A 20,278-nucleotide genomic window follows, 5' to 3' on the forward strand; every position below is an offset into this window, starting at 1 on the left:
CTTGATCCTGCGTGATGCAAGGTGGCCAGCTTGCGCTGGCCGCTTCCGCCCTTCCCGCCTATAGTGCCCGCGACATACCGCCCGGCCCCAGCGCGCCCGGCCAAACCTTGCGAGAGATCTGCAAATGCGTCTTTATTCCATGCCCTCCTCGGGCAACAGCTACAAGGTGCGGCTGCTGCTGTCGCTTCTGGGCCGCGACTGCGAGATCATCGATGTCGAGGACAGTTCCGATGCGCTGGCCAAGGCCAAGGCCGAAGGGCGCCTGCCCTTTGGCAAGGCCCCCGTGCTGGAACTGGACGATGGCCGCCTGCTGCCGGAATCGAACGCGATCCTGACATGGCTGGGGGAAGGCACGGCCTTTGTCCCCACCGACGGGTTCACCCGCGCCGAGATGCTTGGCTGGATGTTCTGGGAGCAGAACCAACATGAAGGCGTCATCGCCGTGCGCGCCGCGCTGCTGTTCTATCCGCAGCGCCGCCACCTGGCCACGCCCGAGCGCCTGGCCGAGCTGCTGGAGCGCGGCCACGCGCTGCTGCAGATCATGGAAGACCGACTGACGAAGCGCGACTGGCTGGTCGGCGACGCCGCCAGCCTGGCCGATATCTGCCTTTACGGCTATACCCACAGTGCCGGCACGCGCGGCGGCTTTGACATGACCCGCTTCCCGGCAATCAACGCCTGGCTGGACCGCGTCGCCGCTTTGCCCGGCCACAAGGGGCTCGACGGATGAGCTGGGACTATCTACTGACCGTCCTGATCGTCTGCGTCGCGCCCGGTCTCGGGGTCGTCTATACCCTGTCCGCGACGCTGGGCGGGGGGATGCGCGCCGGGGCATGGGCCTCGGTCGGGTGCACGATCGCCACCATCCTGCACATGCTGGTCGCGATGGCCGGGCTGGCGGCGGTGCTGCACACCAGCGCGGTGCTGTTCCAGGCGGTCAAGCTGCTGGGCGTCGCCTATCTGCTGTGGACGGCATGGGCGGTCCTGCAGGATCGCGGCAACATGGCGGTCAGGCCCGCTGCGCCGGTCTCAGCCATGCGAATCCTGTGGCGCGGCGTCCTGCTGAACCTGCTGAACCCCAAGCTGCCGCTGTTCTTCATGGCCTTCCTGCCCCAGTTCATGCCCGCCGGGTCGGGCCTTGGCGCACTGGCCCGACTGGGAGGCATCTTCTCGCTGGTCACGCTTGTGGTGTTTCTTGGCTATGCCGCGCTGGCGGCCAGCGGACGCGATGCGCTTCTGGCCTCGGACCGAGCAATGGCCTGGCTGCGGCGGGCATTTGCGGCCTCGTTCGCGGCACTTGGCCTGAAGCTGGCTTTGGCTCGCGCATGACCCGCCTTTTCGCATGGACCGACGGCGCGTGCAGCGGCAATCCCGGCCCGGGTGGCTGGGGCGTCCTGATGCGCGCGATGGATGGCGACAGCATCCTGAAAGAACGCGAGTTGTCGGGTGGCGAGGCCGCGACGACCAACAACCGCATGGAGCTGATGGCCGCGATCTCGGCATTGGAGATCCTGAGCCGCCCCAGCACCATCACCGTGACCACCGACAGCGCCTATGTGAAGAACGGCGTGACCCAGTGGATCCACGGCTGGAAACGCAACGGCTGGCGCACCGCCGACCGCAAGCCGGTCAAGAATGCAGAGCTGTGGCAGCGCCTGGACGAAGCACAGGCCCGCCACAAGGTCAGCTGGGAATGGATCAAGGGCCATGCAGGCCACCCCGAAAACGAGCGCGCCGATGAACTGGCCCGTGCAGGCATGGCGCCCTTCAAGCCCGCAAGGGCAGCGGGGTGACGCCGGAAGTCACAGTTCCGGTCCTCGACTATGCCAGCGTGCTTGTCTTTGCCCTGACCGGCGCGCTGGTTGCCAGCCGGGCGCAGCTCGACATCGTCGGCTTCTTCTTCTTTGCCACGCTGACGGGGATCGGCGGCGGCACGCTGCGCGACTTGTTGCTGGGACAGGATCCGGTCTTCTGGGTCCAGCGGCCGGGGCTGCTGATCCTGACTTCGCTGGCCTCGATCCTGGTGTTTTTCACCGCCCACCTGCTGGAAAGCCGGTACAGCGTGTTGCTGTGGCTGGACGCGCTGGCGCTGGCGATTGCGGTCCCGGCGGGGGTGGGCGTCGCGATGGATACCGGCGCAAGCCCGATCGTCGTGGTCGCAATGGGCGTCGTCACCGGCACCTTCGGCGGGCTGCTGCGGGACGTGGTCGGAAACGAGCTGCCGCTGGTCCTGAAACAGGGAGAGCTTTACGTCACCGCGACCTTCGGCGGGGCCGTCGTCGCCGTGGTGCTGATGGAGATCGGCTGCCCGCGTATCTGGGCTTTAGCGGCCTGTGCGGTCAGCGTCTTTGGCCTGCGCGCGGGAAGCATGGTTTTTGGCTGGAAGCTGCCCACCTATCGCGCGCGCCCTCCCCGGAACTAGGCTTCGGACCAGACCGCCATCTCGGTCCCGCCGGGCTCGCGGAAGTGAAAGCGGCGACCGCCGGGAAAGGCAAATATCGGCTTGGTAATCGTGGCACCGGCCGCGGTCACGCGGGCCAGCGCGGATTCCAGGTCTTCGGCTTTCAGGATCACCAACGGCGGTGCCAGTGGCGCGGCGGCGATACCCCCGGATATGCCTGCATCGGCAAGTTCCTGATACTCCGGGCCATAGTCATTGAAGCTCCAGCCGAAAGCGCGGCCAAAGAAGTCCTTCGTCGCAGCGATATCGGGGGAACTGAATTCCAGATAGTCGATCTGCATGGCAACCTCCGGGCAATGTTCCCGTTTTGTTTACGGCGAAACGGCCTTTAACGCAAGACCGGAGGGTTGCGGCGGACGGGCTGCATGTTCTCAACCCCCATCCGCAGGCCCGCGCCGATCCGATGGGCCAGCGCCGACCAGCCGGCGGCGGCTTCCTCGGGCAGCGTGCGGCGCAGGGTTTCGTCAAAAAGCATCAGCCAGACCGGGAAATGCTCAGGCTCGACATCGCCCGCACGCATATGGGCATGCATCGGGCTGCCGTCATAGCTACGTTCGTAAAGAATCGCGTTGCGCCAGAACGCGGCGATCTTGGCCTCATGCGCGGGCCAGTCGGTGACATGGCCGCTGAAGATCGGCCCCAGCAGCTCATGACGGCGGATGGCGGCATAGAAAACCGCGACGACGCGGTCGATCTGTTCGGGGGTCACGGGAAATCGAGCGGGGATCATGCCGCCGATATGGGTCCGCCTGCGCGCGCGCGCAAGGCGGCAGCTTGTCGCGCTTGCAGCACCCGCACCCGTTTCCTATAACCCGCCCATGTTCAGTTTTCGATCGGTCTGGGCAGGCCGGGACTTTCGAATTATCCGCCCGGCGGCGTAGGGGTTCCTCGCCGCCGGGTTACACATGTCTGCCCTGCTACCCCGAAGGATCCCCGCCAGATGAGCGACACGACCTCGACCGCGCCCGACTATCGCGACACCGTTTTCCTGCCCCAGACCGATTTTCCCATGCGCGCGGGCTTGCCCCAGCGCGAGCCGGAATGGCTGGACCGCTGGGCGCGCATGGGCATCTATGACCGCCTGCGCCGGAAAGAGGGGCGCAGCCCCTTCATCCTGCACGATGGCCCGCCCTATGCGAACGGCCACCTGCATATCGGCCACGCGCTGAACAAGGTGCTGAAGGACTTCATCACCCGCAGCCAACAGATGATGGGCCGCGATGCCCGCTATGTTCCCGGCTGGGACTGCCACGGCCTGCCGATCGAGTGGAAAATCGAGGAGCAGTATCGCCAAAAGCAGCAGAACAAGGACGATGTCGACGTCGTCGAGTTCCGTCAGGAATGCCGCAAGTTCGCCGAGGGCTGGGTCGAGACCCAGCGCGATGAATTCAAGCGCCTTGGCATCATCGGCAAATGGGAAGACCCCTACCTGACCATGAACTACCACGCCGAGGCGGTGATCGCGGCCGAGTTCATGAAGCTACTGATGAACGGCGCGCTCTATCAGGGTTCCAAGCCCGTGATGTGGTCGCCGGTCGAAAAGACCGCTCTGGCTGAGGCCGAGGTCGAATATCATGACCATACCAGCCACACGATCTGGGTACGCTTCCCCGTGCTGGGCGGCGCGCTGGACGGGGCCTCGGTGGTGATCTGGACGACGACGCCCTGGACCATCCCGCAGAACCAGGCCGTCGCCTACAACCCCGAGATCGCCTATGGCATCTATTCGGTCGATACCGCGGCCGAGAATGCCACAGCGAAACCGGGCGAGAAACTGGTCCTTGCCGATGCGCTGGCCGAGGCGGTGATGAAATCCGCCAAGGTCGAGGGCTTCACCCGCCTGCGCGGCGTGACCGCCGATGAACTCGACGGTGTGCTGCTGGCCCACCCCTTCCGCGCTGTGGAAAATGGCGATGGCGAATGGGACTATGACGTCCGCCTGCTGCCCGGCGATTACGTCACCGATGACGCAGGCACGGGCTTTGTCCATTCCGCCCCCAGCCACGGCGAGGACGACTATCAGCTTGGCCTGAAATTCGGCCTGCGCATGACCTACAACGTCGAGCCGGATGGCAGCTTCCGCCCCGACCTGCCCCTGTTCGGCGGTCAGGCGATCCTGACCCCGGAAGGCGCCGAAGGCCCGGCCAATGTCAGCATCATCAAGCAACTGGCCTATTCCGGCGCGCTGCTCGCCAAGGGCAAGATCAAGCACAGCTATCCGCATAGCTGGCGCTCCAAGGCGCCGCTGATCTATCGCAACACGCCGCAATGGTTCGCCGCCATCGACCGCAAGCTGGAAGACGGCATGGGCGAGTACGGCGATACGATCCGCTCGCGCGCGCTGACCTCGATCGACAAGCTGGTGCGCTGGACGCCGCAGACCGGGCGCAACCGACTGTATTCCATGGTCGAGAACCGCCCGGACTGGGTGCTGTCGCGTCAACGCGCCTGGGGCGTGCCGCTGACCTGCTTCGTGAAAAAGGGCGCGCGCCCGGACGATGCCGATTTCCTGCTGCGCGACCAGCGCGTCAATGACCGTGTCATCGAAGCTTTCGAGAAGGACGGCGCAGACGTCTGGTATCACGCCGATTTCAAGGCAAAGATGCTGGACGGCGTGGCCGATCCCGAGGCCTATGATCAGGTCATGGACGTGCTGGATGTGTGGTTCGATTCCGGCTCGACCCATGCTTTCGTGATCCGCGACCGGGCCGATGGCTCGCCCGACGGAATCGCGGACCTGTATCTGGAAGGCACCGACCAGCATCGCGGCTGGTTCCATTCCTCGCTGCTGCAGGCCTGCGCGACCAAGGGCCGCGCCCCCTACAAGGGTGTGCTGACCCACGGCTTCACGCTGGACGAAAAGGGCATGAAAATGTCCAAATCGCTGGGGAATACCGTCGCGCCCGCCGATGTCATCAAGGAATATGGCGCGGACATCCTGCGCCTGTGGGTTGCGCAGTCCGACTACACCACCGACCTGCGCATCGGGAAAGAGATCCTGAAGGGCACGGCAGACAGCTATCGTCGCCTGCGCAACACCCTGCGCTTCGTTCTGGGCAACCTTGACGGCTTCTCGGATGCCGAGCGGGTCGAGGTCAAGGACATGCCCGAGCTGGAGCAATGGGTGCTGCACCGCCTGGCGCAGATCGACCACCAGCTGCGCAAGGGCTATGACGCCTATGACTTCCAGGGCGTCTTCCAGACCGTGTTCCAGTTCGCAACCGTGGATCTGTCGAGCTTCTATTTCGACATTCGCAAGGATGCGCTTTACTGCGACGCGCCGGACAGCCTGCGCCGCCGTTCGGCCCGCACCGTGCTGGATATCCTGTTCCAGCGCCTCGTGACCTGGCTGGCGCCGATCCTGCCCTTCACCATGGAAGATGTCTGGCTGAGCCGCTTCCCGTCCGAGGATGACAGCGTGCATCTGCACGACTTCCCGGTGACGCCTGCGGACTGGCTGAACGAGCCCCTGGCCCGCAAGTGGGAGGCGATCCGCCGCACCCGTCGCGTCGTCACCGCCGCGCTGGAGATCAAGCGCAGCGACAAGACCATCGGGGCCAGCCTTGAAGCCGCGCCGGTCGTCCATGTCGAGGATGCCGAGGAACTGAAGGCGCTGAAATCGGTCGCCTTCACCGATATCTGCATCACCTCGGACCTGAGCCTGACCGCGGACCCCGCGCCGGGCGAAGCCTTCCGCCTGCCCGACGTGGCGGGTGTGGGCGTGGTCTTCGAGGCCGCAGATGGCGAGAAATGCCAGCGTTGCTGGAAGATCCTGCCGGATGTCGGAACCCACAAGCACGCGGGCACCTGCGCCCGCTGCGACGAAGCCCTGAGCCGCTAGGCCAGGACGTGAAGCGGTCCCGGCCTACGCCGGGACCCACCCCCTATCAGCGAAACCACAGGCCCGCGCGCTTCAACTGATGGCGGATCGGCTGTTCAGGCTGGTCTGCGGCCTGCGGGAACATCGGCCGGATCACGCCACGCCCTTCTCCGTCCCGCACAAGCCGGTTCGCGGCGTCGTCCTGCGCAAAAAGCGGGGCGATCATCGGATCGGCGATCAGCTCCTCGACCATTGCCACCGTATCCTCGGCCTCACGCGCGTAAAGCAGCGACAGGTTGCGGTAATGGCAGGTCACATCGCCATCCAGTCCCGCCAGTGCGGGACCCGGCCTGCCGCCCCCAAGCGAATGGATAACCAGCGGCAGCACCACCTGATCCAGCCAGGGGTCCAGGCTTTGGCACGCCAGCGCCTCGCCCGGGGCGTCGCGCACCTGCTGAGACCATTCCAGGAAACGCCGACCGAATTCCTGCGGATCAGGCCCGAAGAACCAGCCCGCGTTGAAATACAGATACCGCTCCCAGTGGTTGTCGTGGTGGTCAAGATCCAGCGAACCCGCAAATTCAAGCCCGAAACGATCATAGAGTGACTTCCAGATCGCGTTGAAATCGGGGCCGTAAAGCGGCGGCTCGGGCCATGTCCCCGTGCGACGCATCGACGCGGACGGGCGCGAGAAGTCGAAGCCGACACGATCCAGCCGCCCGGTGACGATGGTGTCACTGTCGAAGAAGACAAACGGCTCGCCCGCGGGAAGCAGCTCCAGCGCCTCGATCTTGTTGCCATGGGGATAGGCCGCGCCGAAATGCCGGGCGGTAAAGGGCAAAATCTCGGCGCCGAAGCCTTCCAGCGCCTTGCGCTCGTTCGGATCCAGAAGTGTCGCCATGCCCGCCCAGGCGCCCTCCGGGCGGGGCTCGGCCACGATCAGACGCCCCTTCCAGTCCGGCGCGTTCCGCCGCAGGCTGGCGGCAAACAAGGACGCTTCACGGGCAAGGCGTCCGTGCTGCGCGACAATAAGGATGTTGAAGCGTTGAGGCGCGAGCGGTTCCGTTTTCGGAGCCTTCTCTGACTGCGCGGACTTCTTGCCCCGATCCCGCGTCGCGGCGTCGACACGGATCGCCTTGCTGGCCTTGGTCGGCGCGTCGGAAACGGTCCTTGCCGCCTCCGGCTTTGCGCGGGCGGCACGGCGCGCCTCTCGTTCCGCCTGGCGTTGCGCCTGACGTTGGGCGCGCTCAGCCTCGCGCTCGCTACGCTTCTCGGCTTGTCGGGCTAGACGCTTGGCAATCTTGTCTTCGGCATCACTGGCGCGGGGCAGAACCTTATCGTCCCCGGATGTTTTCTTTTTGCCCGACTCAGCCAATTCAATCACCTCGGTCATTCTTGCCCGGACAAATCCGACGCAAGGCAAGTTCACCGAATCGAGGCCGGAGTTGCAAGCCCATAGATGGAGTTTATTAATGGGCTGCAATTCAAAGTTGAGCACCATCCAATAGCTTGCATTAAGCACGGCGAACTCGCGCCACGAATGCAGGAAACGCTGAAAAACTTCACCAAAAAGTCAGGTTTCAACATTACGACTTTCGGGGCAGTTTTATCCCGCCAAGTAACGATTGCCATGTTGTTTGTATGGCCAGACCGGGTGAGGCTGGGAGCGGTTCTCACCCGGTCGTGATTTTCGAAGTATATTCCAGACCTTCGCCAAGCTGTCGATAATTACGCAGCGTGCCGGCGTCAATTCGCCGACTGGCTTCGGAACTTCACCAATTCAATTCAATCGAACGCTTGTTCCAATCCTGAATTTGTCGGACACAATTAGGTTTATGGCACAGTGCATGAAAATTGGGCAGAGCCGTTGGCTCTGCTTGTTTTTCGGATTGAGCAGGGAAAGCGCGTCTTTCGCCAAGGCAATTTCGAATCGCCGTGACGGATTTCGTCAGACCGCGATGCCTTGCCGACCGGCCAGATCGGTGAAGAATTGCCAGGCCACCCGCCCCGAGCGCGAGCCACGCGTGGCCTGCCACTCGATCGCTTCGGCCCGCAACTGGTCCTCGGCGACAGAAACGCCATAAGCGTCGCAATAGCCGCGTACCATCGCCAGATATTCGTCCTGCGAGCAGGGATGGAAGCCCAGCCACAGCCCGAAACGGTCCGACAGCGAGACCTTCTCCTCGACCGCCTCGCCCGGATGGATCGCGGTCGAGCGCTCGTTGTCGATCATGTCGCGCGGCATCAGGTGCCGCCGGTTCGAGGTCGCATACAGGATGACGTTCGCCGGCCGCCCGGAAATGCCGCCATCCAGCACCGCCTTGAGCGATTTGTACTGCGTATCGTCATGGCTGAAGGACAAGTCATCCGAGAACAGCACAAAGCGCTTGTCCTGCGCTTGCCCAAGGATCGCGAGCAGCCGCCCGACCGATCCCAGATCCTCGCGCGCGATCTCGACCAGGATCAGCGGCAGCCCCTGACGCACGGCCTCGGCATGGACGGCCTTGACGAGCGAGGACTTCCCCATCCCGCGCGAGCCCCAAAGCAGCGCGTTGTTTGCCGCGTGACCCCGTGCGAATTGCAGCGTGTTGGCCAGCAATGTGTCCCGGGACCGATCAATGCCGATCAGCTGGACCAGATCCACGCGGCTGACCTCGTCCACCGGAACCAGCCGGTCGGGGTCGGGCTGCCAGATATAGGCGGTGGCTTCGGAAAAGCTGGGCGCGGGTGCAGGCGCCGGGGCCATGCGTTCCAAGGCCTCGGCGATGCGAACCAGAAGATTACTCGACATCGGCTTCCTGTTCTTCCAGCTCGCGCTTCTTCTCGATGCGACGGACTAGGTAGATCGAGATTTCGTACAGGCCATAGATCACGGTGAACAGCACGACCTGACTGATGACATCGGGCGGTGTGACCATCGCCGCGAGGATCAGGATCACGATCACCGCATAGCGGCGGACGCTGGCCAGCCCCTCGGACGAGACCAGCCCCGCCTTGCCCATCAGGGTCAGGGCGACCGGCAACTGGAAGGACAGACCGAAGGCCAGGATGAACTTGGTCGTCAGTGTCAGGTATTCCTCGACCGAACCCTGGAACACGATCCCGGCCCAAGGCTCGCCCGCTTTGGCCTGTGTCGCCGCTCCTGCGGCCGTCGCCGCAGCTCCTGTCGGGTCATCCGGCAATGCCAGAGGCCCCTGCTGGAAGCCCAGGAAGAAGTCGAAGGCCCAGGGCAGGATGACGTAATAGGCGAAAGCCGCGCCGATGATGAACATCACCGGCGATGCGATCAGGAAAGGCAGCAGCGCATTCTTTTCCTTGCGATACAGCCCCGGCGCGACAAAGCGCCAAAGCTGGTAGCCCACCACCGGGAAAGCCAGCACGAAGCCGCCGAAAAAGGCGATGCGCATGGCGACGAAGAAGCCCTCCTGCAGTTTCAGCAGGATCAGGCCGCAGGTCTGGCCGCGCTTTTCCAGCGCATAGCAGATCGGCTGGGTCAGGAAGTCGAAGATCGGGTTCCAGACGAAATAGCAGACGATCATGGCCACGACGAAGGCCAGGACCGACCAGATCAGCCGCGTGCGCAGCTCGGCCAGATGTTCGATCAGGGGGGCAGAGGAATCTTCGATATCATCCTGCTTGGCAGATTTCGTCGCCACGCGGCAGCCTTTCGTTCTATTGATCGAGATCCGAGCGTCGGACCGCGTGCAGGCGCCGTTTGCCGCCCGCCGTATCGCTGCCCGCATCATCGGCAGGCAGGGGGGCCTTCACACCGGGCGGATCGGGCAATGCGGCTTCGGCGGTGGCCGCCTTGGCCGGATCCGAAACTTCGGGGAAGTTCTTCGGCGCCGACGGTGCCGACGGATCGGGAACGGCCGAGGCCTTGCCCGACTGCTCCCGCGGGTTCAGCGGATCCCATTTTTCGAAACGCTCGGTCGCGCGCTCCAGCGCGTCCAGACCCAGCGCCCGCTTCGAGGTCAGCGAATTCACGTCTTTCAGCGCCTTGCTGGCCTCTTCAAGACCAGAGGACTTGGCAGCGTCCTCCATTGCACTGGTGAATTCCCGCGCCATGCCCCTGGCACGCGCAGTCAGCCGTCCCAGCGTGTGGAACAGCTTTGGCAGATCCTCGGGACCAATGACGATCAGCGCCACAACGCTGATCAGCAGAAGCTCGCTCCAGCCGACATCAAGCATGGCCGTTCGTATCGCGCCGGATCAGAGTTTGGTCTGATCGGCGGGCGTGACGTCGCGCAGACCCGCATCAGCGGTCATGCGGGCACGCTCGGCCTCAAGCTTGGCGCGCTCGGCGGCCAGCTCGGCACGGGCTTGGGCGATCTCGTCGACCGAATTCAGCTCCAGCTCCTTGGCTTCGGCCTTTTCCTCTTCAGCGCCATCCTTGACGCCTTTCTTGAAGGCCGTGATTCCCTTGCCGACCTCGCCCATAAGGGACGAGACTTTGCCACGTCCGAAAAGGACAAGAACGACGATCGCGATGAGCAACAGCGCCATGGGGGAAGGTGCGTGCATGTGTTTACCTCCGTGGCACGACATATCGCTGCCGTGCATAGCATAGACTGCCACTGATATAGGGCGCACCGAACCGCCGCGAAAGCCCCAAACGCGTGATCACGGACCTCGGGGGTCCGGCTTCACAGTCGCGTGCTTCCGCGACATACTGGGCTAACCCATGGACATGACACAGACCATCAGCGCCTTCGTGACCCTTTTCGTCGTCATCGACCCGATCGGTCTGGTGCCGCTTTTCATTGCGTTGACGCAAGGCATGACCCCCGCAAGACAGCGGCGAATCGGGTGGCGCGCGCTGGCCATCGCCGCGTCTCTGCTGACGCTTTTCGGACTTGCGGGCGATGCAATCCTGTTGGGCATCGGCATCTCGCTGCCCGCGTTTCGCATCGCGGGTGGCGCGCTGCTGTTCCTGACCGCGCTTGACATGCTGTTCGAGCGCCGGACCGAACGGCGCGAAGGGCAGACGCGCGAAGATCCGGCCCGCGAGGATCATAATGATCCTTCTGTCTTTCCGCTGGCGACGCCGCTGCTGGCCGGTCCCGGTGCGCTGGCCAGCATGATCCTGCTGGTGAACCAGAACCCCAGCGCGGCCCACACCCTGACGATCCTTCTGGTGATGGTGGCGGTGCTGGCGATCGTCGCGGTGCTGTTCGCGCTGGCCGCGCCGATCGCCCGGCTGCTGGGGCGGACGGGCACGATGGTGGTGACGCGGCTGTTCGGAATGCTTCTGGCGGCGCTGTCGATCCAGTTCGTGATCGACGGCCTCAAGGGATCGGGTCTGGTCTGATGAATGACGGGTTCATGCGCTTTGCCTATCTCATGCTGCTGCTTGTCGCGGTCGGGGGCTTCCTGCTGGTCGAGCTGCGGACACGGCCGGGGCGCACGCTGCGGTTGGCGGCGGCCTGGGGCATGATCTTTCTGGGCGTGATCGCGGTCGCGGGCCTGTGGGGTGACATTCGACGCAGCGTCCTGTCCGAGGCCCGCTTCGTCGGGGACGAGCGAATCGAGGTTCCGCTGAGCGAGGATGGCCATTTCCATCTGACCGCCCAGGTGAACGGAACGCCGCTGCGGTTTATCGTCGATACCGGCGCGACGACTTTGGCGCTGGGACAGAACGACGCCCGCAAGGTCGGCATAGATCCCGCGCGTCTTGGCTATGCCGGTCAGGCGCGGACCGCGAATGGCGTGATCGAGACAGCGACCGTCATGCTGGATTCGGTCGAAATCGGCAGCATCCACGACGCGCGCGTGCCCGCGCTGGTCCTGCGCTCGGACCTTGACCAGTCGCTGATGGGAATGTCCTACCTGTCGCGCTTCGCAAGGGTCAGCATCGAGGGAAACCTGCTGATCCTTGAACGATAAGGACCAAGGGCGGCGCTATTGCTTGCGCTCCCATCGGCCATCAGCCTCGGACCAATATTCGGCGGCGACGCCTGCGGCCTTGAACTCGCGCCACTGGGCGCGCGCGGTGTCCAGCGCCTCGGGGTCGTTCCCGTCGAAGATGATGCACACCCGGTCCAGGTCGTTGCATTCCTGCCCGCCGACTGGCGCGCCGTCCAGCGCGATCAGGCAGCGGGGCGCGTTGGTCGCAGGTTGCCCCGCGACCGTCAGCAGCACCGGCTGGCGCGGATCATGCACCCCGCCGGCAAGGCCGTGCGGCAGGAAGCCATCGCCCTGCCACAGGGTCTCGTCCAGCCCGGCCTGGCGGGCCCGGTCCCCGCCCCGCACCTCGACCCGCCACCCGGCCTGCAGACTCTTGCCGATCAGCATCGGCAAAAGTTGCGCGGGCCCCGAACGGGTCAGGTGATAGAACAGGGCCGAGCCCATCAGGCCTTGGCCTCGAACCGGTCGCGGACCAGACGGTTCAGCGTGGCGACACCCCAGCCGCTGGCCCCCTTGGGCGCCATCGCCGTCGCAGCCGGCGGCAAGGCCACCCCCGCGATATCCAGATGGATCCACGGCACGTCCTTTTTCACGAAGCGCTGCAGGAACTGCGCCGCCGTGATCGAACCTGCGGCCCGTCCGCCCGAGTTCTTCATGTCGGCCAGACGCGAGTTCATCAGCTCGTCATAGGCCGGGGACAGCGGCAGGCGCCATGCGCCCTCGCCCTCGGCCTTGGCCGCGCCCAGAAGCTGGTCGGCGAAACCGTCGTTGTTCGAGAAGACTCCGGCGTTCTCATGGCCCAGCGCCACGATGACGGCCCCGGTCAGCGTCGCAAGGTTGACCATCGCCTTGGGCTTGAAGCGCTCCTGCGCGTACCAGAGGACATCGGCCAGCACGAGACGCCCCTCGGCGTCGGTGTTGATGACCTCGATCGTGTCGCCCTTCATGGACTTCACGATGTCGCCCGGACGCTGTGCCTTGCCGTCGGGCATGTTTTCGACCAGCCCGACCAGCCCGACCACGTTCGCCTTGGCACGGCGCAGGGCCAGCGTGCGCATGACACCCGCCACGACGCCCGCCCCGCCCATGTCCATCGTCATCTCTTCCATTCCCGCAGCGGGCTTGATCGAGATGCCGCCGGTATCGAAGACGACGCCCTTGCCAACCAGCGCCAGCGGCGCTTCGTCGCCGCCGCCGTTCCAACGCATCACCACCACCTTCGAGGGGCTTTCCGACCCCTGCCCGACGCCCAGAAGCGCGCGCATTCCAAGGCTTTCAAGTTCCGGCTCGTCCAGAACCTCGACGTCCAGCCCAAGCTCGCCCATCGCCAGCAGACGATCCGCGAAATCGCTGGTCGTCAGGACGTTCGCGGGTTCGCTGACCAGATCGCGGGTGAAATGGACGCCCTCGGCCAGGGCTGCGCCTTCGGTCGCCTTGCGCGCAATGGTCTCGGGATCGGCATGCAGGAAGGCGACGCGGCCGCGCTTGCCCTTTGCCACGGAGTCATCCGCCGGCTCCGAATCGACATCCGTGCCCTCGCTGCCCTCCGTGGAGGACTTCTTCGTCTTGTAGGCGTCGAAGTCATATGCGCGCAGCGCAAGGCCCAGGGCGATCTCTGCACCCTGCGGATGGTTGCTGGCCACGACCAGAGCATCCTTCTTGCCCAGCTTCGCGCCGATGGCGGCACCCGCCTTGCGCGCGGTCAGCGCATCGGTGCGCCAGGGCAGTGCGACCAGCTGGATCGCATCGGCCTGAATCCCCGCGGGAAAGGCGATTTCCAGCGAACCGCCGGGTTTCACCTCTTTCCACGTTTCGGACTGGATGGCCCGGATCAGGGCCGTGCGCAGGATCCGCGGCAGGCCCGCAGGCAATCTTCCGGTTGGCGGCACGAGAATGGCGATGCGCCCCCCATGTGCGGCCAGATCCGCGCTCTCCATTGAAGTGAAAGAGATTTCGACCGGTTGGGCCATCAGGCTGCTCCCTCGCATTGATCCGTCTGAGCGGAAACTAGTCGGCAAGGGGCACCTTGACCAGAGCCGGGGCTTTCACAAACGCGATCCAAGGGTTAAGCAAATCCGCAGCACTACAGTGAAAGTTCCATGGCCCGGATCGACCGCTATATCCTGTCGCAATTCATGACCCTTTTCGGGTTCTTTGCGCTGGTGCTCGTGTCGGTCTACTGGATCAACCGCGCCGTCTCGCTTTTCGAGCAGCTGATCTCGGATGGGCAGACCGCACTGGTGGTGCTGGAGTTCACGGCGCTGACCCTGCCTCTGGTGATTTCGGTGGTGCTGCCGATTGCGGCCTTCACTGCATCGGCCTATGGTACGAACCGCCTTTCTTCGGAATCCGAACTGGTGGCGATGCAGGCCGCGGGCATGTCGCCCTGGCGGCTGGCGCGCCCTGTCCTGGTCTTCGGCGTGCTGGTCGCGCTGATGGTGGCGCTGCTGGTCCACGCCGTCGTGCCCATGGCGCGGGGACGGATGGCCGACCGACAGGCCGAGATTGCCCAGAACGTCACCGCGCAATTCCTGCGCGCCGGGGCATTTCAGTATCCGGTCAAGGGTGTCACGCTGTATATTCGCGACATCGCCTCGGATGGCAGGCTTGAGGATTTCTTTCTTGAGGATGCGCGCGATCCCCAGAACCAGACCACCTATACCGCGACCGAGGCGCTGGTCGTGAAGACCGAAGCCGGCCCGCGACTGGTCCTGATGCACGGCATGGCCCAGACGCTGCGCGTGCAGGCGGATCGCCAACAGCTTTCCATTACCCGCTTCGACGAGCTGGCCTATGACCTCGCATCGCTTGTCCAAAGCGACGAGGCGCGCAAGCGCGACCTGCGGGCCTATTCCACCATGCGCCTGCTGAACCCCGACCCCCAGCTTCTGGCCGATACGCAATCGACCGCCGACAAGGCATTGGCCGAGGCGCATGAACGCCTGGCAAAGCCGCTGCAATCGCCGATCGCAGCGATGCTGGGCTTTGCCATGCTGCTTCTGGGCGGCTTCAGCCGTTTTGGCGTCTGGCGTCAGGTGATCTGGGCGGTGGTCGCGCTGATCGTGGTCCAGTTCCTTAGCACCGCGGCCGAAAACCAGGTTGCGCAGGACGCCTCGCGCTGGCCGCTGATCTATCTGCCGCCGCTGATCGGGGGGTTGATCTGCGCGGGCATCCTGTGGATCGCGGCCCGGCCGCGCCGCCTGCGCCGAACCCCAAGGCCGGAGACCGCGACGTGATCCTGTCCGCCTATGTCGCCCGCCGTTTCCTGCGCACGTTGCTGATGATCGCGGCGATCTTTGCCGCGATCCTGTTCCTGATCGACATCGTCGAGCAGATCCGCCGCTTCTCGGGCGAGGGAATCGGGCTGAGCGGCGCCGCGGGCCTGTCGGCGCTGAACATCGCCTCCAGCTTCTATTCGATCCTGCCGCTCATCACGGTGCTGGCGGGGATCGCGCTGTTCCTGAACCTGTCGCGCAGTTCGGAACTGGTGGCGATCCGCGCGTCGGGCCGGTCGGGCATCCGCGTTCTGGCCGCCCCGGCAGTCGCGGCGGCGCTGGCCGGAATCCTTGCGGTCGCGATCATGAACCCGGTCGTCGCAGCCACGACCAAACGCTATGACGATGCGGTCACGCGCATCCGCAGCGACGGCGGCCAGACGGTCAGCCTGGGCGACAGCGGAGTCTGGCTGCGCCAGGCCCTGCGCAGCCGTGCCGCCGACGGGACCGAGACACTGGGCCAGGTCGTGATCCGCGCTACTCGCGCCAACCCCGAGGCGACGACGCTTTACGACGCGACCTTCATGGTCTTTGCCCCCGATCAAGGCCCGATCCGCCGCATCGACGCCGCCGAGGCGCATCTGCAGCGCGGTGCCTGGTTGCTGAACGACGTCAAGGAATGGCCCCTGACCGATCCCAACCCCGAGGCGACGGCGCGCACGATCCAGACCATGAACCTGCCGACCGACCTGACCGCCGCGCGCATCCGCGACAGCTTCGGCCGCCCCGAGGCCGTGCCGGTCTGGCAATTGCCCGCCTTCATCAACGGGCTTGAACGCGCGGGCTTTTCCGCCCAGCGGCACAGGGTCTGGTTCCAGATGGAACTGGCCCGTCCCCTGCTGATGGCGGCCATGGTGGCGATCGCCGCGGTCTTCACCATGCGACACATGCGCGGGCGCAAGATGGGGATGCTGGTGCTGGGCGCCTTTGGCTGCGGGATCGGGCTGTTCTTCCTGCGCAATCTGGCGCAAGTGCTGGGCGAGAACGGCGAAATCCCGGCGGCCTTGGCCGGTTGGGCGCCCCCCATAGTGGCCCTGCTTTTCGCGCTGGGGGCACTTCTGCGTCTGGAGGATGGCTGATGGCTGCGCGTAAGGTTTCCAAGGGGTGCGGCGCGCATCCCGCCCGGCGCGCGGCCCTGATCGTCGCCGCCTGTGCGGGCATCGGCCCGACGCTGACCACCGCTCCGGCGCTGGCGCAAAGCCTGATGGCCGATGGCCAGACCCTGCCCGCCTATGACGGCAACGAGGGGTTCTGGACCGACAAGGACCAGGGCCCCGCGCTGGCCCCGACCGAGTCGCCCGATGGCAATACCCGCATGGCCGACGGGACCGAGGCGACGCAGGTTTCCTCGGTCGCGAGCCCCAGCCAACAGGTGCGGATCGCGCCCAGCGTCAACGCGCCCCAACGCGGGACGGCGGCGACGGTGCTGGCGGATAACGTGACTCTGGACGGGAACAAGCAGCTGACCGCCTCGGGTGGGGTCGTGATCTGGTATCAAGGCACCAGGCTGATCGCTTCGCGCGTGATCTATGACGGCCAGAACGGCGGGGCCATCATCGAAGGGCCGATCCATCTGACCCAGCCCGACCGGCGCGGCACGCGTGACGAAACCATCGTCATCGCCGACAGCGCGCAGCTTGACCCGAATCTTCAGGACGGGATCCTGCGCGGCGCGCGTCTGGTCCTGGCCCGAGAGTTGCAGCTTGCCTCGCGCGAGATGCGACGCGAACAGGAAGGCCGCATCACCACGATGGACAATGTCGTGGCCTCAAGCTGCAATGTCTGCGCCTCGGACCCGGTGCCGCTATGGGAAATCCGCGCGCGCCGCATCACCCATGATGCGCAAACCAAGATGCTGCATTTCGACCAGCCGCAGTTCCGCGCCTTTGGCGTGCCCTTGGCAAGCCTGCCGTCGCTGACCGCACCCGACCCCACGGTTGAGCGGATGACCGGCTTCCTGCGCCCGCAGTTCCGCACGACCTCCAGCCTGGGCGTCGGGATCAAGCTGCCCTATTTCATCACGCTGGGCGACCATGCCGACCTGACGGTCACGCCCTATGTCGCCGCCAGCCGCACCACGACGCTGGAGCTGCGCTATCGTCAGGCCTATTCGAATGGCGAGATGGAGTGGAACGGCGCGCTCAGCCGCGACGATATCGAGCCTGGCGAAACCCGCGGCTATCTGTTCGGCGCTGCCCGGTTCGAACTGCCGCGCGGCTATCAGCTGGGTGTGCAACTGCAGATGGCGACGAACCGCGCCTATCTTCTGGATTACGACATCACCGATGCCGACCGGTTGTGGAGCGGGCTGACGCTGGACCGGGTCAAGCGCGACCGCATGGTCATTGCGCGGATCGGCAATTACGAATCCCTGCGCGACGACGAACCCGACGACATCACCCCCTCGGTCGTGGCCGATGCCTTGTGGGAACGGCGCTGGCAGCCCGATCGCATCGGCGGCATCGCCAGTCTTGAATGGTCGATGCACGCCCATCGCCGCCAATCGAACGAGGATATCATCGGTCGCGACATGGCGCGCGCCTCGGTCATGCTGGACTGGCAGCGCAACGAGATCCTGCCGGGCGGCGTGGTCGGCACGGTCGAGACGCAGCTGAACACGGATTTCTATACCATCAACCAGGACAGCCGCTACGAAGACTTCGTCGCGCGCGCCGACCCGACGCTGGCGGCCGAGCTGCGCTGGCCCCTGGCCCGCCACGCGGGCGGCGTGACGCAAATCATCGAGCCGGTCGCCCAGCTTATCTGGTCGCCCGAGCGCGATGCCGAGGACGAGGTTCCGAACGAGGACAGCCGCCTGATCGAATTCGACGAGGGCAACCTTTATTCGCTGGACCGTTTCCCCGGCTGGGACGCCCGCGAATCCGGCCTTCGCGCGAACCTTGGCGTCAGCTGGACGCGGATCGATCCGACGGGCTGGCAGCTTGGGGTGACGGCGGGACGCGTCCTGCGTTCGCAACCCGACAGCGCCTTCGACGGCACCGGGCCGCTGGGCGGGAAACGCTCGGACTGGCTGCTTTCGGCCAACTATTCCGGCACGAACGGGCTGGCGCTGGTGAACCGCGCGCTGTTCGACGACAGCTTCACGATGAGCAGGAACGAATTGCGGCTGGGTTGGCTGAAACCGGGGCTGCAGGTTTCAGCCGGGTATCTGTGGATGGATTCCGACCCGCGCGAGGACCGGATGGAAGATGTCTCGGAACTGACGGCCGTCGCGGGCTGGCAGATTCGGGATGGCTGGTGGGCCAGCGCGGAAACGCGATATGATTTTGCCGAGAACCGCGCCCAGAAGGCCGAGCTGGGGCTGGAATACCGCAACGAATGCGTCACGGTCGAAATGTCGGTGAAGCGCCGCTTCAGCTCGTCCGAAACGCTGCGCGAGGATACCAGCCTTGACCTTGGCGTCCGGCTGGGTGGCTTCGGCAAACAACAGTCCGGTCCGGGAACGGTGGCGCGTCGCGCCTGCCTGCGATAAGGTCCGGCGAAACCAAACGGCGAGGGAGCTGATGCGGCGAATTCTTCTGGGGGCCTCCGTGGCCGCAATGCTGGCGGGAACGGTCTTCGTGCCCGGCTTCGGCACGCATCCGGCTTCGGCCCAGTCGGGCAGCGGTCTGTTCAAGCCGGTTGTCTATGTCAACGACTCGGCCGTCACCCGCTACGAGATCGACCAGCGCGTGAGATTCATGCAGCTTCTGCGTGCGCCGGACGCTGAACCCGCCGCGGCCGAAAAGGCGCTGATCGATGAACGCCTGCGTTCGTTCGCCGCTAAGCAGGCTGATATCCGTCCCAAGGAAGAAGACGTCAACAAGGGGCTTGAGGAATTTGCCAGCCGCGGCAACCTCAGCGTCGACCAGTTCGTGCAGCTGCTGCGCCAGAACGGCGTCGACCGGCAAACCTTCGAGGACTTCGTGGTCGCGGGCATTGTCTGGCGCGATTACGTGCGCCAACGCCTGGTCGGACAGGTCCGCGTCACCGATGCCGAGATCGACGAGGAAATGAAGAAGATCATCGAGACGCCCCAGACCTCGCATGTCGGGCTGTCCGAACTGATCATCCCCGCCCCCGAGGGGCGGGAGGACGAGGCGATGGCGCTGGCCGAACGCATCGTCTCGCAGACCCATTCCGAAGCCGATTTCGCCTCGTTCGCGCGCCAGTATTCGGCGACGCCCTCGGCCGAAAACGGCGGACGGCTGCCGTTGACGCCGCTGGCGAATCTGCCGCCGACGCTGCGCCCGATCCTGATGCAGCTGCAACCGGGCCAGACCACGCAGCCTCTGCAGGTCAAGGGCGCGGTCGTCCTGTTCTTCCTGCGCGAAACGCGGGGCACCCTGCGGCCCGGTGCGACCCAGCAGGTCATCGAATATGCCCGCCTGCGCCTTGCCACGGCCGAGGAAGCCGCGCGCATCGCCGCCGTGTCGCGAACCTGCAACGATCTTGAGGTCCAGTCGGGCCGCTATCCCGCCAGCCAGTGGATGCGTCAGACGGTCCCCGAAGGCCAGATCCCGACCGGAGAGGGGGTTCGCCTTGCAGTCCTGGACGACAACGAGTCGACGATCGTGAACTATGGCGGCGGGATCGACCTGCTGATGCTGTGCAAGCGCAGCCCGGCGCTGGCCGCAAATGCAGGCGAAGCCCCGGTCGCGACCAGCAACGAGGGTGACCAGACGCGCGCCCCTGACGCGCTGCCCGGTCGTGACGAGGTGCGCAACCAGATCTTCAACCGCAAGGTCGGCGAGGCGGCGGAAACCTATCTGGCCGATCTGCGCGCGAACGCGATCATTCGCCGGCCCTGAACGG

The 20,278-nt window shown here is 65.2% G+C and carries 20 protein-coding genes; 11 read left to right on the top strand and 9 right to left on the bottom strand.

Annotated features, from left to right (window positions below):
- Nucleotides 1–124 precede the first annotated feature (124 nt).
- Genes ACO2Q4_RS07320 through ACO2Q4_RS07335 form a run of 4 tightly spaced genes read left to right on the top strand, consistent with a single transcriptional unit; the run spans nucleotide 125 to nucleotide 2,422 of the window.
- On the top strand, nucleotides 125–730 hold the full coding sequence (locus ACO2Q4_RS07320) for a glutathione S-transferase family protein (RefSeq protein WP_423318385.1): 606 nt from the start codon (nucleotides 125–127) through the stop codon (nucleotides 728–730).
- Entirely contained in the window at nucleotides 727–1,329 is a 603-nt protein-coding gene (locus tag ACO2Q4_RS07325; protein WP_311758716.1) for a LysE family translocator, read from the top strand. The genes ACO2Q4_RS07320 and ACO2Q4_RS07325 overlap by 4 nt, the downstream gene beginning before the upstream one ends.
- On the top strand, nucleotides 1,326–1,793 hold the full coding sequence (gene rnhA / locus ACO2Q4_RS07330) for a ribonuclease HI (RefSeq protein WP_395132936.1): 468 nt from the start codon (nucleotides 1,326–1,328) through the stop codon (nucleotides 1,791–1,793). The genes ACO2Q4_RS07325 and rnhA overlap by 4 nt, the downstream gene beginning before the upstream one ends.
- On the top strand, nucleotides 1,790–2,422 hold the full coding sequence (locus ACO2Q4_RS07335; RefSeq protein ID WP_311758714.1) for a trimeric intracellular cation channel family protein: 633 nt from the start codon (nucleotides 1,790–1,792) through the stop codon (nucleotides 2,420–2,422). The genes rnhA and ACO2Q4_RS07335 overlap by 4 nt, the downstream gene beginning before the upstream one ends.
- Here ACO2Q4_RS07335 and ACO2Q4_RS07340 read toward each other — a convergent pair.
- On the bottom strand, nucleotides 2,419–2,742 hold the full coding sequence (locus ACO2Q4_RS07340; RefSeq protein ID WP_423318387.1) for a VOC family protein: 324 nt from the start codon (nucleotides 2,740–2,742) through the stop codon (nucleotides 2,419–2,421). The genes ACO2Q4_RS07335 and ACO2Q4_RS07340 overlap by 4 nt on opposite strands.
- Nucleotides 2,743–2,789: 47 nt before the next feature.
- A complete protein-coding gene (locus ACO2Q4_RS07345; protein ID WP_311758712.1) occupies nucleotides 2,790–3,191 on the bottom strand; it encodes a group III truncated hemoglobin in 402 nt (133 codons plus the stop codon).
- Nucleotides 3,192–3,401: 210 nt separating this feature from the next.
- On the opposite strand from ACO2Q4_RS07345, the gene ileS reads away from it, so the two are divergent.
- Complete coding sequence (ileS, locus tag ACO2Q4_RS07350) at nucleotides 3,402–6,302, top strand: isoleucine--tRNA ligase (protein ID WP_423318389.1); 2,901 nt, start codon at nucleotides 3,402–3,404, stop codon at nucleotides 6,300–6,302.
- Nucleotides 6,303–6,348: 46 nt separating this feature from the next.
- On the opposite strand, the gene ACO2Q4_RS07355 is transcribed toward ileS, so the two are convergent.
- The 5 genes from ACO2Q4_RS07355 to ACO2Q4_RS07375 all read right to left on the bottom strand — a co-directional run bounded on the left by ACO2Q4_RS07355 (nucleotide 6,349) and on the right by ACO2Q4_RS07375 (nucleotide 10,805).
- Nucleotides 6,349–7,674 (bottom strand): hypothetical protein, encoded by a 1,326-nt coding sequence (locus ACO2Q4_RS07355; protein ID WP_423318391.1) that lies wholly within the window; start codon nucleotides 7,672–7,674, stop codon nucleotides 6,349–6,351.
- Nucleotides 7,675–8,229: 555 nt separating this feature from the next.
- Complete coding sequence (locus ACO2Q4_RS07360; RefSeq protein ID WP_311758709.1) at nucleotides 8,230–9,072, bottom strand: ATP-binding protein; 843 nt, start codon at nucleotides 9,070–9,072, stop codon at nucleotides 8,230–8,232.
- The gene (gene tatC / locus ACO2Q4_RS07365) at nucleotides 9,062–9,937 is read right to left on the bottom strand and encodes a twin-arginine translocase subunit TatC (protein WP_311758708.1); all 876 of its coding nucleotides are present in this window, start codon (nucleotides 9,935–9,937) and stop codon (nucleotides 9,062–9,064) included. Before tatC ends, ACO2Q4_RS07360 begins: the two co-directional genes overlap by 11 nt.
- Nucleotides 9,938–9,953: 16 nt before the next feature.
- On the bottom strand, nucleotides 9,954–10,472 hold the full coding sequence (gene tatB / locus ACO2Q4_RS07370) for a Sec-independent protein translocase protein TatB (protein ID WP_423318393.1): 519 nt from the start codon (nucleotides 10,470–10,472) through the stop codon (nucleotides 9,954–9,956).
- 21 nt (nucleotides 10,473–10,493) lie between these two features.
- Nucleotides 10,494–10,805, bottom strand: coding sequence for a twin-arginine translocase TatA/TatE family subunit (locus tag ACO2Q4_RS07375; protein WP_311758706.1), 312 nt, complete (start codon nucleotides 10,803–10,805; stop codon nucleotides 10,494–10,496).
- 160 nt (nucleotides 10,806–10,965) lie between these two features.
- On the opposite strand from ACO2Q4_RS07375, the gene ACO2Q4_RS07380 reads away from it, so the two are divergent.
- Entirely contained in the window at nucleotides 10,966–11,592 is a 627-nt protein-coding gene (locus ACO2Q4_RS07380) for a MarC family protein (RefSeq protein WP_311758705.1), read from the top strand.
- Nucleotides 11,592–12,167, top strand: coding sequence for a retropepsin-like aspartic protease family protein (locus ACO2Q4_RS07385; RefSeq protein ID WP_311758704.1), 576 nt, complete (start codon nucleotides 11,592–11,594; stop codon nucleotides 12,165–12,167). The genes ACO2Q4_RS07380 and ACO2Q4_RS07385 overlap by 1 nt, the downstream gene beginning before the upstream one ends.
- Before the next feature lie 15 nt (nucleotides 12,168–12,182).
- On the opposite strand, the gene ACO2Q4_RS07390 is transcribed toward ACO2Q4_RS07385, so the two are convergent.
- Nucleotides 12,183–12,632, bottom strand: a complete 450-nt coding sequence (locus ACO2Q4_RS07390; protein WP_423318395.1) for a DNA polymerase III subunit chi — start codon at nucleotides 12,630–12,632, stop codon at nucleotides 12,183–12,185.
- Nucleotides 12,632–14,158 (bottom strand): leucyl aminopeptidase, encoded by a 1,527-nt coding sequence (locus ACO2Q4_RS07395; RefSeq protein WP_423318397.1) that lies wholly within the window; start codon nucleotides 14,156–14,158, stop codon nucleotides 12,632–12,634. Before ACO2Q4_RS07395 ends, ACO2Q4_RS07390 begins: the two co-directional genes overlap by 1 nt.
- A gap of 129 nt (nucleotides 14,159–14,287) precedes the next feature.
- Here ACO2Q4_RS07395 and lptF point away from each other — a divergent pair, with 129 nt between their 5' ends.
- From lptF to ACO2Q4_RS07415, 4 genes are read left to right on the top strand one after another with little or no spacing between them, the layout of a single operon-like run.
- Nucleotides 14,288–15,424 (top strand): LPS export ABC transporter permease LptF, encoded by a 1,137-nt coding sequence (gene lptF, locus ACO2Q4_RS07400; protein ID WP_423318399.1) that lies wholly within the window; start codon nucleotides 14,288–14,290, stop codon nucleotides 15,422–15,424.
- Entirely contained in the window at nucleotides 15,421–16,542 is a 1,122-nt protein-coding gene (lptG, locus tag ACO2Q4_RS07405) for an LPS export ABC transporter permease LptG (protein ID WP_311758762.1), read from the top strand. The genes lptF and lptG overlap by 4 nt, the downstream gene beginning before the upstream one ends.
- Complete coding sequence (locus ACO2Q4_RS07410) at nucleotides 16,542–18,956, top strand: LPS-assembly protein LptD (protein WP_423318401.1); 2,415 nt, start codon at nucleotides 16,542–16,544, stop codon at nucleotides 18,954–18,956. Before lptG ends, ACO2Q4_RS07410 begins: the two co-directional genes overlap by 1 nt.
- Nucleotides 18,957–18,987: 31 nt before the next feature.
- Nucleotides 18,988–20,274, top strand: coding sequence for a peptidylprolyl isomerase (locus tag ACO2Q4_RS07415; protein WP_311758699.1), 1,287 nt, complete (start codon nucleotides 18,988–18,990; stop codon nucleotides 20,272–20,274).
- Nucleotides 20,275–20,278: the final 4 nt, after the last annotated feature.

The sequence above is a fragment of the Paracoccus sp. KR1-242 genome, assembly GCF_049446195.1.
GTDB lineage: Bacteria > Pseudomonadota > Alphaproteobacteria > Rhodobacterales > Rhodobacteraceae > Paracoccus > Paracoccus broussonetiae.